The sequence below is a fragment of the Hymenobacter ruber genome, assembly GCF_054783255.1.
On sequence record NZ_BAAGQX010000001.1, the window covers coordinates 105,664 to 120,642 of the forward strand.

14 protein-coding genes are annotated in these 14,979 nt (G+C 61.2%); 5 read left to right on the forward strand and 9 right to left on the reverse strand.

Annotated features, from left to right (window positions below):
• Positions 1 to 80: 80 nt before the first annotated feature.
• Together ACYVM5_RS00565 and ACYVM5_RS00570 are read right to left on the reverse strand one after the other, a co-directional pair.
• Positions 81 to 785, reverse strand: coding sequence for a hypothetical protein (locus tag ACYVM5_RS00565; protein ID WP_460616233.1), 705 nt, complete (start codon positions 783 to 785; stop codon positions 81 to 83).
• Between the two features lie 60 nt (positions 786 to 845).
• Positions 846 to 1,631, reverse strand: a complete 786-nt coding sequence (locus tag ACYVM5_RS00570) for a ParA family protein (RefSeq protein WP_460616234.1) — start codon at positions 1,629 to 1,631, stop codon at positions 846 to 848.
• A gap of 697 nt (positions 1,632 to 2,328) precedes the next feature.
• Here ACYVM5_RS00570 and ACYVM5_RS00575 point away from each other — a divergent pair.
• The 3 genes from ACYVM5_RS00575 to mobC all read left to right on the forward strand — a co-directional run bounded on the left by ACYVM5_RS00575 (position 2,329) and on the right by mobC (position 5,666).
• Positions 2,329 to 2,652, forward strand: coding sequence for a plasmid mobilization protein (locus tag ACYVM5_RS00575; protein ID WP_460616235.1), 324 nt, complete (start codon positions 2,329 to 2,331; stop codon positions 2,650 to 2,652).
• A complete protein-coding gene (locus ACYVM5_RS00580) occupies positions 2,649 to 3,521 on the forward strand; it encodes a relaxase family protein (RefSeq protein ID WP_460616236.1) in 873 nt (290 codons plus the stop codon). Before ACYVM5_RS00575 ends, ACYVM5_RS00580 begins: the two co-directional genes overlap by 4 nt.
• A gap of 135 nt (positions 3,522 to 3,656) precedes the next feature.
• Entirely contained in the window at positions 3,657 to 5,666 is a 2,010-nt protein-coding gene (mobC, locus tag ACYVM5_RS00585) for a conjugal transfer protein MobC (RefSeq protein ID WP_460616237.1), read from the forward strand.
• A gap of 82 nt (positions 5,667 to 5,748) precedes the next feature.
• Here the strand turns inward: mobC and ACYVM5_RS00590 are convergent, their stop codons facing one another.
• Genes ACYVM5_RS00590 through ACYVM5_RS00600 form a run of 3 tightly spaced genes read right to left on the reverse strand, consistent with a single transcriptional unit; the run spans position 5,749 to position 6,984 of the window.
• Positions 5,749 to 5,982, reverse strand: a complete 234-nt coding sequence (locus tag ACYVM5_RS00590) for a GDCCVxC domain-containing (seleno)protein (RefSeq protein ID WP_324679989.1) — start codon at positions 5,980 to 5,982, stop codon at positions 5,749 to 5,751.
• Between the two features lie 7 nt (positions 5,983 to 5,989).
• Positions 5,990 to 6,610, reverse strand: coding sequence for a mercuric transport protein MerTP (gene merTP / locus ACYVM5_RS00595; protein WP_460616238.1), 621 nt, complete (start codon positions 6,608 to 6,610; stop codon positions 5,990 to 5,992).
• Complete coding sequence (locus ACYVM5_RS00600) at positions 6,607 to 6,984, reverse strand: ArsR/SmtB family transcription factor (RefSeq protein WP_460616239.1); 378 nt, start codon at positions 6,982 to 6,984, stop codon at positions 6,607 to 6,609. Before ACYVM5_RS00600 ends, merTP begins: the two co-directional genes overlap by 4 nt.
• Before the next feature lie 242 nt (positions 6,985 to 7,226).
• On the opposite strand from ACYVM5_RS00600, the gene ACYVM5_RS00605 reads away from it, so the two are divergent.
• Together ACYVM5_RS00605 and ACYVM5_RS00610 are read left to right on the forward strand one after the other, a co-directional pair.
• Complete coding sequence (locus ACYVM5_RS00605) at positions 7,227 to 9,437, forward strand: DUF3945 domain-containing protein (RefSeq protein ID WP_460616240.1); 2,211 nt, start codon at positions 7,227 to 7,229, stop codon at positions 9,435 to 9,437.
• A 103-nt stretch (positions 9,438 to 9,540) separates the two neighbouring features.
• Positions 9,541 to 11,640, forward strand: a complete 2,100-nt coding sequence (locus ACYVM5_RS00610) for a toprim domain-containing protein (protein WP_460616241.1) — start codon at positions 9,541 to 9,543, stop codon at positions 11,638 to 11,640.
• 120 nt (positions 11,641 to 11,760) lie between these two features.
• On the opposite strand, the gene ACYVM5_RS00615 is transcribed toward ACYVM5_RS00610, so the two are convergent.
• The 4 genes from ACYVM5_RS00615 to ACYVM5_RS00630 all read right to left on the reverse strand — a co-directional run bounded on the left by ACYVM5_RS00615 (position 11,761) and on the right by ACYVM5_RS00630 (position 14,949).
• Positions 11,761 to 11,931 (reverse strand): hypothetical protein, encoded by a 171-nt coding sequence (locus ACYVM5_RS00615; protein ID WP_460616242.1) that lies wholly within the window; start codon positions 11,929 to 11,931, stop codon positions 11,761 to 11,763.
• 478 nt (positions 11,932 to 12,409) lie between these two features.
• Positions 12,410 to 12,883, reverse strand: coding sequence for a thioredoxin family protein (locus tag ACYVM5_RS00620; protein ID WP_460616243.1), 474 nt, complete (start codon positions 12,881 to 12,883; stop codon positions 12,410 to 12,412).
• Between the two features lie 197 nt (positions 12,884 to 13,080).
• Entirely contained in the window at positions 13,081 to 14,394 is a 1,314-nt protein-coding gene (locus ACYVM5_RS00625; RefSeq protein WP_460616244.1) for an MFS transporter, read from the reverse strand.
• A gap of 24 nt (positions 14,395 to 14,418) precedes the next feature.
• Positions 14,419 to 14,949, reverse strand: a complete 531-nt coding sequence (locus ACYVM5_RS00630; RefSeq protein WP_460616245.1) for a DsrE family protein — start codon at positions 14,947 to 14,949, stop codon at positions 14,419 to 14,421.
• Positions 14,950 to 14,979 lie beyond the last annotated feature (30 nt).

Genomic DNA, 14,979 nt, shown 5'->3' on the forward strand with positions numbered 1-14,979 from the left:
GGATAGTTTGAAATAGGGATGGAAGAACCGCCCGGCCCCTAAACGAGCCGCGCCGGCGAAATAGCCCCTAACGGATATGCTTACTTTTTGGGCGACATCATCTGGCGCAGCTGCCGCTGAAACGCTTTCTGAATTTGGGCCTCGTTCGCCGCCTTGAACTGGGCGAGGATGTTGTGAATCACATCAGTCGAGGAGGCTCCCCCACCCAGCAGCAGGCCCATCTGCTGGAAAAACTGCTGGTGGCTGGCCGTGATGCGAATCTGAAAAGTCTTCTTCTCCGCCGAATCCCCAAAGAGGGAAGTCAGGTCCAGCTTGTCCTTGCCGTCCCCCGTGGCCGCTGGCGTCGGCGCAGCTTCGACTTCTACCTCTTCTTCTTCCTCCAGGTCATCTTCAACGGGTGCCTCCGCCGCCGGAGCGGTCGGCGGTGCCGGTGCCACCACGGCCGATGCTGTTTCTCCCTTTGGTTCTACTGGTACTGCACTGAGGGCTGGCTCGGGAGCCGCCGCCAGCTGAGGCGCGGGCTCCAAGGCGGCCACGGGTGCGACCGGCACCGACGGTTCCGGTTTTGAGGCTGGTACCGGAAGCGCGGCTTCGACGGACACTGGGGCTGGCTCCGGAGCCGTAGCCGCCGGAGTGGGCGTAGCCTCCGGGGCCGGGGTGGGCAGTACGAAGGGCTGGCTGGTCCCCATGTGGCTGATGGCCGCGACGGAGCCCGTCAGGCGGGCCAGCTCAGCCATTTGTTCTTCCGGGGTGAGTTTGGGTTTCTTGATGGAGGCTTTGGCCATGACGAGGGATAATGCAGGCGTGAAGTTTTAAAGGAAAAGCAGCGGCGGATGGGCGGGCAGCTAAGCGCCAGGGGTTGACTCGACGGCCGGGGCCGTAAAGGCAATGGTTTTGCCCGAGGGCGTGGCTGCCCCCTCCCCTACCACGAGGGTCAGGATTTCCAGGATGAGCTGACCCAGGCCGAGCCGGTTGAGGTCGCGCTCCGGCAGCGGAAACATCGTGGAGCGGTTTTCCTTGTAAGTCATCAGCAGCTCGACCCGGCTCTTTAGCAAGGGCAGCCCTTTCTCCTGAAACAGCTCTTCCGTCTTGTCATAAATCCCCTTTTTCTCGGACTTCACGAATTTGTTCCAGAAGGCGTAGAAGCCCAGCAGGTTGGAGTCTTCATCGCGCGACTGCACAAACTGACCCAGGATGCCCATGTAGGACATAGTAGAGGCGATTGAGCCCTTGTCCGGCTCAATCGGCAGAAAGATGTAGTCCACCAGCCGAAGCAGCTCCGGGAGCCCCACCACGTTCACCGTACCGGGCGTATCCACCAAAATGAAATCGTAGTCCTGCTCAAACAACCCTTCGATGGAGCTCACGGCCTTTTCCACGCTGGAAATGATGACCGGATACGGTGGAATGCCCTGCTTCAGCAGGCGGGCCTGAAACGGCGCTTCCGACTGCAGGCGGTTCTGCTCTTCGAGGCGGTAGGCGTGCAGGGAGTTCTGCGGGTAGTCGCAGTCCACCATGGCCACCTTGTAGCCATAGTAGTAGCATAGCGCTGAGGCCATGTGGGTGCCGATGGTTGACTTACCAGCGCCCCCCTTCTGGGTGGCAAATGCGAGTACGTGGGGTTGATTCATGCGAAGAGCCAGAAGGTTTGAAGACGTTGGATTGGTAGTTGCAAAGTGGCTTTGTTGCATGGCCACTTAGATGCAATAGTGCAACGCAATAAAGTTGCTTTGTTGCAAAAAAAAATAGTTGCCTAGTTTCAAAGTTGCAAGACAACAAAGTTTGCATGTGGCACTGTTGTTTAGTTGTAATGTGGCGAAGGTAATAAGTTGCGTTGTTGCAAAGCAACTTTATGGCAAAAATTTATAAACGCAATTTGTGGTAAAGTTGCAAAGTTGTTTTGGTGTATTGGTGCGACTAATCAAAAGTCTGGCTTTGCTTCCTTTTGCCTTTATTCATGCTGTATTGTGGCAAAGTTGCAATGGTGTAGTGTGGCAGTGTTGTCTAAGTGCCCATGAAAAATAAGACTGACAGAACTTGTAATCTCATGAGGTGTAAAGTTGCAAAGTGGTAAAGTTGTATTGTGGCAAAAATCCTTAATCCTAATCCTAGTTCTAGCACCGTGCAACGCCCTCGTTCCACTAGCTCGTTCATCGTCCAGCAAGCCATGTCATTGTCCGGACAAACTTCGTTTGTCCGAGTCAATGACACCGCCAAGTTCGCAGGCTCACATGGCTTGGCTTGCTAGTTTAGCGTATAGTATTTAGCATTTCGCAATTCTAAAGTAGTTTTAGCAAGCCTGCGTAAGCTAATGTCCCCAGAATCATCATGGAACCAGAGAAGCAAGCTGAGAATGTCGCTGACGAGACCCGTACTTTGCGCATCGATGTGCGGGTGAGCCCGGATGAGAAAAAGGACTTGCAGGCAAAGGCTACGGCTGCGGGCTACAAAAAAGTATCGGCTTATTTGCGTGACGTGGGCCGGGGCATGGAGGTAAAAGAAAGTATCCCGCCGGAGCTGCGGCGACAGCTGGTCGGCATCGGCACCAACCTGAATCAGATAGCGCGGCTGGCGCAGGCGGGTAAGTCTTTTAGCAGCCACGAAGCTCAGTTGGTGCAGGCGCTGGCCATTATCAGAGGGTATCTGGTATGATTGCAAAGACCACTACCGGTAATGATTTCGAGGGGGCGCTGACCTACGGCGCGGGGCAGCGCCAGGGCCGTGGTAAGGAGCCGGGAGAAGCCCCGCTTTTGGTCGTGGCTAATCTGATTCCGGGTACTCCCAGGGAGATGGCGCAGGATATGCGGGCCGTGGCGGCGCAGAGTAAAAAGATTCAGAAGCCGGTGTGGCATACTGTGCTCTCGTGGAAGGCGGGGGAGGTGGTGAGCCAGGCCCAGAAAGTGGCCGCCGCCCAGCGGTATTGTGAGCTGATTGGCGCGCCCGTTGACCGGCATCAGGTGGTGGTGTATGAGCACCGGGATAAGAAGCACGCGCACGTCCACATCTACCTGAACCGGGTGCCGATTGATGGGGGACCAGCGCTGCGGACGGATAATAACTTTTACCGGCAGACGGCTATCACCCGGCAGATAAGTCAGGAGTTGGGCATGGAGCCCATCCCGGAGCGGCGGCGCAGCCTGCGGGCACTGGACCCCACGAAGGAGGCGGCGCGGGAGCAGGTAAGCCGGGCATTGCAGCAGTTACTCGCGCAAGCCGATAGGGGAGGGGAGGAGTGGCTGGTTTTGCAATTGCAAAAAGAGTTGATTGGAGTGCGGTATACCCACGACAAGGGCGGTGTCCTGCGGGGCGTGAGCTTTGAACTGAACGGCGTGGCGGTCCGGGGGCAGGAAGTGGGCTACAAAGGGGCGCAGCTGCGCGAAGCCCTGGCCACGCCCGGGCTGCAGGCGGCGTTGGGGTCGGAGGTTGCGAAGGTGCCCGGCGCTGTCCCGCCAGCCCTATTGCCGAAGCCCAGTCGGCCCGAGCCTACGAAGCGCCCCCGCCGGAAGGGGCCCGCCCATTAGCGGCCGGGCGGGTGGGGCAGTTCATTCGTGTGCCCGGCGTGCACCTCACCGCTGACTTTGGACCGCTCGTCAAATAATCCGCGCCGGGTGCTGCCAGCGGGGGTAGGTTGCTTGATTCACCAAGCGTTTCAAGCGATGGAAGACGAGAAAGGACTGCGCAAAATCATGGAGTTTATGCGCCTGTTTGCTATTGTGCTGATGGGCATCAACATCTACTATTACTGCTTTGGCTACTTTAAAAGCATGGGCTGGACTCCGGCCGTGGTCGGGCATATTCTGGAGAGCTTTACCCGGAACACCTTCCTGTTTAAGGCCAGTTGGGTGAGCAAGACGCTGGCCGTGGTGTTTCTGCTGCTGAGCTGCCTCGGCACGCGGGGGCGGGCCAATGAAAAGCTGAAAGGGGCTTCGGTGGCGGGCTACGCGGCCATCGGGCTGGCGCTGATTTACGGCTCGGACGTGGTGCGCGGCTTCTCGTTGGGGGCTGGGCTGACGACGACGCTTTATGCTGGGCTGCTGTCGGCGGGCTTTCTGCTACTGCTGAGCGCTGGGGCCTGGCTGAGCCGGCTGTTCAATAATGACCTGATGAAGGACATTTTCAACAAGGCCAACGAAAGCTTCCCGCAGGAGGAGCGACTGATGGAAAACGAGTACTCGGTGAACCTGCGCACCGAATACCAGCTGCGCGGTAAGCAGCACCACGGCTGGCTGAACGTGGTGAATCCATTCCGGGCCACCATGGTGCTGGGCACGCCTGGCTCGGGCAAGTCGTTCGCCATCATCAACGAGTTTATCCGGCAGCACCTGGCTAAGGGCTTCTGCATGTACATCTACGACTACAAGTTTGACGACTTGAGCCGCATCTGCTACAACACCCTGCTGCGCCACCAGGACAAGTTTGATAAGCCGGTAGGCTTCTACGTCATCAACTTCGACAACCCCCGCAAAAGCCACCGCTGCAACCCGCTGTTGCCGGAGTTGATGACCGACATCGTGGATGCCTACGAAAGCGCCTCGACCATTATGCTCAACCTGAATAAGAGCTGGATTCAGAAGCAGGGCGACTTTTTCGTGGAGTCGCCCATCAACTTCGTGGCGGCCATCATCTGGTTTTTGAAGCTGTTTGAGAAGGGCAAGTACTGCACCTTCCCCCACGTCATTGAGTTTCTGAGCCGCGACTACGAGGAGATTTTCCCGGTGCTGGCTTCCTACCCCGAGATTGAGAACCTGGTGAAGCCGTTCGTGTCGGCCTTCCAGAAGGATGCCATTGAGCAGCTGGAAGGGCAGATTGCCTCGGCCCGGATTCCGCTGGGCCGGCTGGCCTCACCGCAGCTGTACTGGGTGATGTCGGGCAACGACTTCACGCTCGACATCAACAGCAACGAGGAGCCCAAAGTGCTGTGCGTGGGCAACAACCCCGACCGCCAGGCCATCTACGGGGCCGCGCTGGGCCTCTACAACGCTCGGCTGGTGAAGCTGGTGAACCAGAAGGGCAAGCGCAAATCCTCCATCATCATCGACGAGCTGCCCACCATCTATTTCAAGGGGCTGGATAACCTCATTGCCACGGCCCGCAGCAACAAGGTGAGCACCTGCCTGGGTTTCCAGGACTTCTCGCAGCTGGAGCGCGACTACGGCCAGAAGGAGGCCGAAGTCATCAAGAACACGGTGGGCAACGTGTTCAGCGGGCAGGTGTCGGGCAACAGCGGCAAGTGGCTGAGCGAGCGGTTTGGCAAGATTCTGCAGCAGCGCCAGAGCCTGAGCATCAACATGCGGGAAACCAGCACCAGCCTGTCCACCCAGATGGACAGCATGATTCCGGCCAGCACCATTGCCAACCTCACGCAAGGCAACTTCGTGGGCGCGGTGGCCGACAACTTCGGCGAGGAAATCGACCAGAAGGTGTTCCACGCCCGCATCAAGGTGGACGTGAAGGCGGTGACTGCCGAAGCCCAGGCCTACCAACCCATCCCCGATATCACCAGCTTTATTAACCCAGCCACCGGTAAGGACGAGGCCGAGGAGATGATAAAGGCCAATTTCAACCGCGTGAAAACTGAAGTGAAGGAGCTGTGCGCCCGCGAGTTGCTGCGCATCGGGCAGGACCCCACGCTGCGGCACCTCATTAAGGAGAAAGTAGAAAAGTAAGGCCTAGACAGGTGGCCCGCTTGGACGGCACGGAGTCGGGTTTTGCGCCCCGGCTTCGTGCCGTTCGTGTATCCGGGGGCATCTAGCCGCAGCAGTTGCCCGGACCTTGCTGCTGGATGGGCGGGCAGGGCACCGTGCCGTAGGAGCAGTACACGCAGCAGTCGCCGGCCAGGGGCTTGAGCACGGTATGACAGCCCGGGCACTCATAAAAGTACTGGCAGGCGTCGGTGGGCATCTGTTCAGTTTGCTGGTGCGCGCAGACCGGGCAGGTGAGCGTGGAAGTAAGCTGCGGGGATTTGAGCGCGGGGGAGAGCATAAGGGAATTATTTGCGGGTGACAATCTGGTAGCCCGTGCCGTTGATGGCTTTTTCCACCTGCGCAGTCGGGCTTTTGTGCGCGTCGAAACGCACCTGTGCGGTGCCCTGCGCATACGACACGGTGACGGCCTGCACGCCCGGCAGCTGCTGCACCGCGTGCTCGACGTGTTGGGCACAGGCCTCGCAGGTCATGCCCTTGATGCGGTAGGTGGCCGTTTGCCACACCGGCGTGGCCCCGTTTGCGGCCGTGGCCGGTGCTGCAGTGGGCGCAGTGGGGTACAGGCGTGCCCCGTAGTAGGGAAAGGTCAGCAGCAGCACCGCCAGCCCGGTAACTATTCCCAGAAAAAGCCGGGATTGGGTGAATGCCGGCTTGGCATCTACCGCACAGCCGCAGTCATCTGTTGCCGGGGTCGGCCTGAGTTTCTGGTACCACGCGAAGCCCAGCACGCCCACCGTGAGCGCCATCAGGTAGGGGCGGAAAGGTTCGAGCCAGGAAAAGGCCGCTGCGGAAGCGCCCAGCCCCCCGACCAGGGCCAGCAGGGGCGTGATGCAGCAGAGGGAAGCGGCCAGGGCGGTGAGTAGCCCCGCGCCGAGCAGGGGCTTACTGGTGGAGGAAGTCGTATTCATGGGGCTGGCTGGAGGGTAGGGGAGGCGGTGCGTTCGGATAACAGCGGGCGCAACAAGGGCAGGTGCTGCTCGCCGAGCGCATAGAAAACCGTTTGGCCGACTTTGCGGGCCGTGACCACGCCGCCGTCCTTGAGCTTGCGCAGGTGCTGCGAAACGGCCGATACCGTCATGCCCAGCACGTCGGCGATGTCGCACACGCACAGCTGCTGCTCGGTCGCCAGCAGATACAGAATCTTAATCCGCACCTCGTTGCCCGCCAGCGCCAGAATGGTGGCCGTGGCCTGCAGGGCCGGCCCGGCCAGTGCCAGGCGTGACTGGCATTGCCGGATGTAGTCAGCATCGGCAAAAACCCGGATGCACGCGTTGGTTTCCATAAAAACAGTTTTCGCAAAGGTAGTATTTGCGTGTTTAAGCAACTACTAAAATACGCGAAGTTTTCGCCAAGTCATTCCGCCGTTCGTGTGATGTGCCGGCACCTCACGGCCCAATTCCGGCCACTCGTCAACTTTCTCCCCAGGGCCTGATGGAGGCCGGTAGGTTTGCAGCGTCGAATTCCGGGCTGGCCGCACCTGCGCCGGCCGGAAGGGCAGCTTTTATTCACCTACCCATTCCTCCTATGGCTGAGCAAGATGAAGTGAATACCCCCACGCCGGAGCGCTGGTACATGAGTGCGGTGCCGACTTCCAACGGCAACCTCAGCAGCCAGGGCTTGCAGCGGCAGCCCGCCGGGCACTCCCTCTATGAGATTCAGGTTAATCCCGCCAATCCCAACCAGGCGGCTCTGCTGCCGGCTCCCGGCGCGGATGGCCGCCTGCTGAACGCCTTCGACCACGCCCTGATGCGGGCCTTCACCACTAACCGGCTCCCCGGCCGGGAGGATAGATTTCTGGTGGTGGAAAAGCCCACGCTGCTGGAAAAAGTGGGGGAAAACTGGAAAATCACCGAGCAGGGCCGCGTGGGCTACAGCGCCACCGAACCCGAGCAGCGGTTGCAGGTATTTGGCCAAGTGCCTCCACCGGCTACCCAGCAGGCTGAACTAACGACGCGGGCCGAGGAGCTGGCCAGCGAGGTGGCTACCACTGTTGGCACTGTTCGCACTGAGGCGGAAGCGGAACTGGAAGGGGTAGCCAACCGCGCGCAGCAAGGCCCTGACGAAAGCCGGGCCACTTACGCGGATACGTTACGCGATGAAGCCCGGGCGGAATTAGCAGAAGGCGTCGCCGCGCCGGAACGGCAACAACCGGTAGGAGAGGGGCAAAGTCGCGAGCACCCGCCCGTGGTTCCTATACCAGCCCCGGATGCTGCGGCCAGCACGGAGCCGGTCGGAGAACTGCGCATCACGTGGCAGCAGAAAGGCGACGAAGTAGCCCCGCTGCTGGAAATGCGGGCCTACCTCGACCAACTCAAGGAAGCCGGCGTGGCGGTGGGCGCTTTGCAGCTGGAGCGCGACGCGGCGGGCAAGCTCAGCGGCGGCTTCGCGGTGAGCTACGACCCCGAGTCGCACAAGCTGGGCCAGCTTGAAGCGGCTCTGCAGGGCTTTCGGCAAGTGGGGAACGGCGTGGCCGTCGTGGAGAAGCCCGAGCAGGCGACTGCCCGCCGGCAGGAAGTGGGCTACGATGACGACTACGAGCCGCAGCGCAGCAAGCAGGTGCGCGAGGCGTTCGGCGTGAAGCAGTGGGATGCGCTCAGTGCTCAGCTCTCGGCCGTGCCCAAGCACGCCCTCACGGTCCCGGAGCAAGTGCAGCAGGCGGCGGCCGGGCAGCGCGTGCAGCAGCTGGCCCAGCAGCAGGGCAAAACCACCGAGCAGGTCATCCGCGACGGCAAGAGCATTTTTGACATCGACACCAGCGGCAACCCCGCGTCGGCGTTTCTGAAAAACTTCTACGCCCACCTGAACGGCGGCCCGAAGACCCGCCAGAATCTGGAAGTCGACTACGAGAAAACCCGCCAGGATTTGCAGGCCCGCCTGACCCGGCACGCCGGGGCGGCCCAGCCGGAGCTTTCGCCCGGCCCGCCGGCCCCGGATGCCAAGACACCGGCCGTGGCTGCTGAACCCGGCGTGGAGGCCGCCCGCCAGACCGTCGCGGGGCCTGCCCCGTCGGCGGCATTGTTCAAAGCCGACGAAGTGCCGCAGAAAGTGCTGGCCTCCCTCGGGCTGAACCTGGCTGAGCTAACGGGCAGCGGGCAGCTGCAAAAGCTGCTCAGCGGCGAGAAAACCGACCTTTTGCCCATGCAGGTCGCGGGCAAGGAGGGCCAGGAGCCGGTGAAGTTCGAGGGCAAGATGGTGCTCCACCGCGAGGCCGACGGCACGGCCACACTCAAAATGGAATTGCCCCAGGAAAAACTGGTCATTCCCAACGAGATTGGGGGACAGCCCTTCACGCCCGAGCAGCGCCAGCGGCTCGAAAACGAGGGTAACGCCGGCCTGATTCGGGGCCTCAAGGACGAGCAGGGCCGCGAGTTCAACGGCTACGTGGCCGTGGATAAGGCCATGAACAAGGTCGTGGTGTTGCCCGAAAGCAAAGTGACCCTGCACGACACAGTGGCCGGCGTCAAGCTCACCCCCGAGCAGAGCCACGACCTGCGCGAAGGCAAGGTGGTGGCGCTGGCCAATATGGCCAGCGGCAACGGCGGCCAGAAGTTCGACGGCACCGTGCAGGTGAATGCCGCCAAGGCCTGCATCGAGGTGAAACCGGCCGCCAACGAGTTGGGCCAGCGCCAGTCCCCACGGGCCGAGCAGACGGTGAAGACCATCATCGCGACCGTGACCCCGGCCCCCGTGAAAGCCGAAGCGCCCCAGGTGAAAACCCGGGGCCCCCGCCACTAGCCGGGCCTCCCTCCAAACCTCTATTTCTCACCCTATAAGCTCGGAAGCCTACTTCCGGGCTTCTTTTTTCTGCCTTCCATTCTCCAAACTTATCCGCTTTATCATGGAACACGAACTCACCTTCCAGAAGATTAAGGAGCAGGTTGAGCTGCCCGAGCTGCTGAGCCACTTCGGCTACAACCTCCGAAAAGGTGAGCACCTGGGCAAGGGCAAGTGGCACGTCTTCGAGGGCGATGACACGCTGGTGGTGTTTAAGGGCCGGGGCGGCGATTGGATGTACTTCAACGCCCAGGACGACCGCGACAAGGGCAGCGTCATCGACTGGATGAAGAACCGGGTCAGCTCCGACCGCATTGCCGGCCTTGGTCCGCTGCCGGGCCGCAACCTCTGGCAGTCGGTCAATGACCACTTCCGCGCCTACCTCAACCTGCCCGAGGCGCAGCGGCCCCGGCTCGATTTGCCGCCCATCGTGGAAACCGCGCCGGGTGAGAAATTCCACAGTATCTACACTCAGCACTGCCGGCCGCTCGAAAACACGGCCTACCTGGAAGGGCGCGGTATTACCAAAAGCACGATTGCCAACCCGCAATTCGCGGGCCGCATCCTCAACCAGCTCTACACGGTGCAGAAGGAGGGAATGCCGGCCAAAACCTACGTCAACACGGCTTTCCCGGCCTATCACGAGGGGCGGGTGGTGGGGCTGGAACTGAAAGGGGAGGGCTTTAAGGGCCAGGCTCCCGAAAGCCAGTTTACCCGCTCGCTGTGGCTAAGCAAGCTGCCCGAGGGGCGGCCGGCGGCGGTGCTGGTGGTCAGCGAATCGGCCCTCGATACATTGTCCTACGCGCAGCTGCACCCCGGCGAAAGCGCCCTGTATGCCTCGACGGCCGGCACGCTCACCCAGAACAAGATTTTCGAGTTGAAGCGGCTGCTCAGCGAGGAGCGTATTCCGGCTATTCGGGCCGCTTTCGACAACGACACCCAGGGTCACCACTTTGATACGCGGCTGCTGGCGGGCCTGGCCAGCGAGCAGAATCCCATGAAAGTGGTCCGGGAGCACGAGCACCGGCTGACCATCGAAATCACGGCCGCCCACCCGGCCGGCGTGCAGGCGCTCAGCCAGCACCTCAAAAGCTACAACGACCAGACGGCCCGGCACTACGCCCAGGAAAACGGGGAGCCGGGCAATCCGGCCAGCAGCCAGACCCTGCGCGACGAGCTGATTCACTCTAACAAGCTGGGTATGCACACCTACCAGTTTCATGTGCCGATGAGCCGTGAAGCGCTGGGGGCCTTCAACCAAGCGGCCAGCCAGGCGCTGGCGTTTGAGCACCGCGTAGAGCTTGTGAAAAGCCAGGGCAAGGACTGGAACCAGGACCTCAAACAGGACCAGCTGCAGCGGGTGGTGCAGCACGAGCTGGGTGGTGTCGACGAGGACCAGTACGGCTTTGGGCAGGAGCACTGGGACAACCCACCCATCGAGGGCCGCGGCAAAATCTCGCAGCTGCACGAGGCGCAGGCCCAGGCCCAGAGCCAGGGCGAGCGGCTGCTCGTGGTCGAGCTGCGGGAAAGCCGCGACGCCGTGGCGCTGCTGCCTGCCCTGCGGGAAAACCTTGAAAAGGTCGGGTTCACTCTTGACCACGCAGTGAAGCTGGAATCACACGCGCCCCGGGAAATTGCCACGGAGCTAACGCTGCGCTACCGGCTGGATTCACCGCAGCTGCCCGCCATCAGCGACGCGCTCGATGCGTTGCGGCAAAATCCCCGGGCCACGGTCATCGAGCCGGTAGCGGATGCGACGGAGCGACGGCAACTTGCCATCGCGCAGGAGCAGCAGCGCCGGGCGGGGCCTGAGTTGGTGCCCAGTGATTCTCCCGCTCACGACCAGGCCCGGCAATCGTTTATCGAAGCGGCGGGCCAGGTGGCCCGGGAGCTGCGCGCGAGCGCCGCCCTGCTGGATGCGGCCCGTTTGCAGGAAGTCAGCCGGCAGCTGCTGACCAGGCCGGCGCTACAGGGCCTGAACCGGGAAAACGTGGAGAGGGTGCTGGCCGTGGTCGATAAGCTCGACACCTTGAAGGACAACCCCGCCGTGCAGCAGCTGCGCCAAGCCGTGCAGCAATTGGAACAGCCAAGCAAGGCCCAATCGCAGCACCCTGATTCTAAACCACCTATAGGCGAGCGCCGCAAGCCGGGGCCAGTCAGGTAGCAGAGAGCAATGGTTTTATGCTGAACCTCCTGTGCTATAAAGTGAAGCGGGATTTTGCGCTCTTTTGGTTATAGTCAGGAAATGCTTGAAACCGACTGCAGCCTTCTGTAAGGGCGTTATTTACACCTTTTTATTGGTCCAGAACGTTCTTAATTGTTGTTCGGCTTTCTCGTAGAGGCGCTGCAACACCTTGTGTTTGCGCTGCAGGGCCAGATAGCGCCGCTGCGTGACCACGGCTAGCCCAATCGCTGCCAGCAAGAGTCCACCCAGAACTATTTCAAGCCACGTCATATAGTCGTCGATAAACCGTTCCGCTCTAAATAGACGAAGGAGAACCGCCCAGTCGGGGCCGTTCTCCTTCTGCTGCTAAGAAATAGTAACCCACTGCCTGGCAGGTAGCCAAAGATAGCAGAAGCAACCCGTTGATTTGCAACTTTTCCCAGGGCCAAGTGGTACACAGCCCCGTTGGCTTCCAAGCCGGAGCCTACCACCCAGTCGTATGCCATGAGTTTGTGCGTGTTATTCGGTTTGCTGTTTTGTTGCCTGGCTTTTTTTCGGGAAGGCGTCTGGACGAAGTACACCCCGCAGGACGTAGCCCGTTGGCAGGCCCAGGGTGACCGCGGTCGAAAGGACCCGACACCTTATCGCCCAGTGCTGGCCAGGCCATCAGTTGCCGCTTCAGACGAGGTGCCGGAGCATACCATGCCCTCCGCCCACGCCAAGCTGATGGAAGCGCCCGCGCTGCTGAAAGTCGCATGAGGTGCTGCCGCTAGGGGTGTTGATGCAGAGTGTGCAGCATGGCCCGCAACTGCTGCTCGGTGTGCAAGGTATCACAGTGCAGCAACTTTCCCTGAGTGTAGGACACGAAAAACGGCGCATTCTGCTGCCGAAGAGATTGGTTGGCAACGGGGTTCTGCTCGGCACTCAGGTGCAAAAAGGCAAGGCCCGCGTACGCTTTGTTGGTAGCAAACAGCTCAAAAATGGGCCGCAGCTGCGCGCAGGTGGCGCAGTGGTCGGCCGTGAACATGGCAATTGCTTTCGGGTGCTCGTGGATGAGTTGTCGCAGGCCCGCGTCATCTGTTTCTAAGATACCCATGTGCTTAAGTAATGATGTGCGCAGCTGTAATCTATGCTCGCCGCTCAAGTAGTTTAGGCTACTGCCGGGTTTTTCGCTGCCGCAGACTTCTACAACAAAGAAAGCAAGCTTTTTTGCGGCATTGCCTAAACCGTAGAAAACCAACACCGGGTAAGCTGAACGGGTGCACAAAACTCGTTATATGTTTTGCGAGGTGTGTGACAGGATTTACTCTGCTAATCAGCACTCCCCCAAACCGCCGTAAGTGCAGCGCCTGGTGCATACGGCAGCTTTAACTTATGCCGGCTCTGGTACCAAAGCTGAGTCGTTCGGTTTTTGGACTGCCTTTTAAGCCAATGCTAACCTTACCCGAGCGATACGGCCGGCAAAGTAGCCGCCAGCTTCCAGCTTGTCCGGGGTCGAATCGGGGCGGGCCGGGCGCAGGTGTTGGTAGTTCCGGCCGCATCGGCCACCGGCAGGCAGTACATCCGCCGCTGAATAACCAGCGCCGAAAGCACTGTGAGCCCGCCAATGGCCGCCAGCGCCGCCCCCAGCCCAAAGGCATCGGCCAGCAGGCCCGTGAGCAGCGCGCCGATGGCGTAGCCCGCGTCGCGCCAGAAACGGAAAATGCCCACGCTGTGCGCCCGCTGCGCGAGCGGCGCGTACTCGGCCACGGCGGCCAGGAACGTGGGGTACACCAGCGCCGTGCCCGCGCCCAGCAGCGCCGCCAGCAGCACAAACACGGGGTACGTATCGGTGAAGAGCATCGCCAGCAGCACCGCGCCTTGCAGCAGCATACCCCAGAAGAGCAGGTCTTTCTTACAGAGCCGGTCGGCCAGCGGGCCGGTCACGAGTTGGCCCAGGCCCCACACGGCCGGGTACACGGCCGCCACGGTGCCAATTTGGGTGAGGCTGAAACCCTTGCTGGCCAGCAGCAGCGGCAGCAGGCCCCACACCATGCCATCGTTGAGGTTGTTCACCAGCCCCGCCTGCGTGACCGAGCCCAGGTTGGGGTGCCGCCATGTCACGTCCCAGAAGGAGAACGGCGGGCCGGTGGGGGTGGCCGGGGCCTGCGCGGCTTCCAGGGCCACGTGGTGGCGGGTATCGCGCACAAGCAGCGAGCCCAGCAGGCCCATCACCGCCAATACAATGCCCAGGTAAAACGGGTAGGGCCGCAGCCCGTATTCGGTGGCCAGCCAGCCCGAGGCGAAGGCCGTGGCCGCCACGGCCAGGTAGCCGGCCGACTCGTTCAGGCCCATGGCCAGGCCGCGCTGCCTGGGGCCCACGAGGTCAATTTTCATCACCACTGTGCTCGACCAGGCCAGGCCCTGATTGAGGCCCAGCAGCACGTTGGCCGCAATCACCCAGCCCCAGGTTGGAGCCCAGAGCAGCAGCAGCGGCACCGGCAGCCCGAAGAGCCAGCCGATGACCAGCAGGTTTTTGCGTCCAATCTTGTTGGCCCAGGCCCCGGCGTAGTAGTTGGCCACGGCTTTGGTGAGGCCGAAGACGACGATGAAGGAAAGAATGGCCGAGCGCGCCACCAGGTGGAACTCCTGCTCGGCCAGCCGGGGCAGGATGCTGCGTTCAAGACCCACCATGCCGCCCACGAAGGCGTTAACAAGGACCAGCAGGCTGAATTGCCGCCAGTTTTCGCGCAAACCGAGTTGAGGAGTGTTCATGAGAAAGACAAAGGAATGATTTAGTTACGGATGCACCAGGACCCAACCCTCGGCTTGGCGAATAATCAGCTCCCCGTTGCCGGTGGGCACGATGGAAATGTAGGGGAGTAGGTCGTCCTTGGTCAGCTTGTAGGCTTTCAGCGAATTGGCGCACTGCGCCAGCACGACGCCCGCTTGTTGCAGGGCCAGCACGTCGGCTTCGTAGGGCTGGTCTTTCCTGAACACCACGGTGCCGCCGCTGAACACCACCAGCTCCAGCTCCAGCTTGCCCTTCAGGCGCGGGTCTTCGAGGGCATTTTTCATGTTGTGCAGCGTCTGGTTGATGAGTTTGGGGTCGCTGCTGTCGAGCTGGTACACGGCCCGGTAGTGGGCTTTGGTGGCCTTTGCCCCCTGAAACTGCGCGGCTTTGGCGGCAAAGGCGGCGTTAGGCGGCGTGAGCACGGGGGCAGTGGTAGCCGGCGCAGTGGCGGGCATCGTAGCGGGTGTTTGAGCAGTGGCAGTGAGGGCCGCGCCGATGAGTAGCAGCGCGGTGAGCAGGGGGCGAAGGGTCAGCATAAAAGCAGGGGATTGGGAGTGGATGGGAAC

What these genes read in the sequence shown, in the direction of transcription:
- ACYVM5_RS00565 (WP_460616233.1), bottom strand. Translation starts at nt 785, where the DNA reads ATGGCCAAAGCCTCCATCAAGAAACCCAAACTCACCCCGGAAGAACAA.
- ACYVM5_RS00570 (WP_460616234.1), bottom strand. Translation starts at nt 1,631, where the DNA reads ATGAATCAACCCCACGTACTCGCATTTGCCACCCAGAAGGGGGGCGCT.
- ACYVM5_RS00575 (WP_460616235.1), top strand. Translation starts at nt 2,329, where the DNA reads ATGGAACCAGAGAAGCAAGCTGAGAATGTCGCTGACGAGACCCGTACT.
- ACYVM5_RS00580 (WP_460616236.1), top strand. Translation starts at nt 2,649, where the DNA reads ATGATTGCAAAGACCACTACCGGTAATGATTTCGAGGGGGCGCTGACC.
- mobC (WP_460616237.1), top strand. Translation starts at nt 3,657, where the DNA reads ATGGAAGACGAGAAAGGACTGCGCAAAATCATGGAGTTTATGCGCCTG.
- ACYVM5_RS00590 (WP_324679989.1), bottom strand. Translation starts at nt 5,982, where the DNA reads ATGCTCTCCCCCGCGCTCAAATCCCCGCAGCTTACTTCCACGCTCACC.
- merTP (WP_460616238.1), bottom strand. Translation starts at nt 6,610, where the DNA reads ATGAATACGACTTCCTCCACCAGTAAGCCCCTGCTCGGCGCGGGGCTA.
- ACYVM5_RS00600 (WP_460616239.1), bottom strand. Translation starts at nt 6,984, where the DNA reads ATGGAAACCAACGCGTGCATCCGGGTTTTTGCCGATGCTGACTACATC.
- ACYVM5_RS00605 (WP_460616240.1), top strand. Translation starts at nt 7,227, where the DNA reads ATGGCTGAGCAAGATGAAGTGAATACCCCCACGCCGGAGCGCTGGTAC.
- ACYVM5_RS00610 (WP_460616241.1), top strand. Translation starts at nt 9,541, where the DNA reads ATGGAACACGAACTCACCTTCCAGAAGATTAAGGAGCAGGTTGAGCTG.
- ACYVM5_RS00615 (WP_460616242.1), bottom strand. Translation starts at nt 11,931, where the DNA reads ATGACGTGGCTTGAAATAGTTCTGGGTGGACTCTTGCTGGCAGCGATT.
- ACYVM5_RS00625 (WP_460616244.1), bottom strand. Translation starts at nt 14,394, where the DNA reads ATGAACACTCCTCAACTCGGTTTGCGCGAAAACTGGCGGCAATTCAGC.
- ACYVM5_RS00630 (WP_460616245.1), bottom strand. Translation starts at nt 14,949, where the DNA reads ATGCTGACCCTTCGCCCCCTGCTCACCGCGCTGCTACTCATCGGCGCG.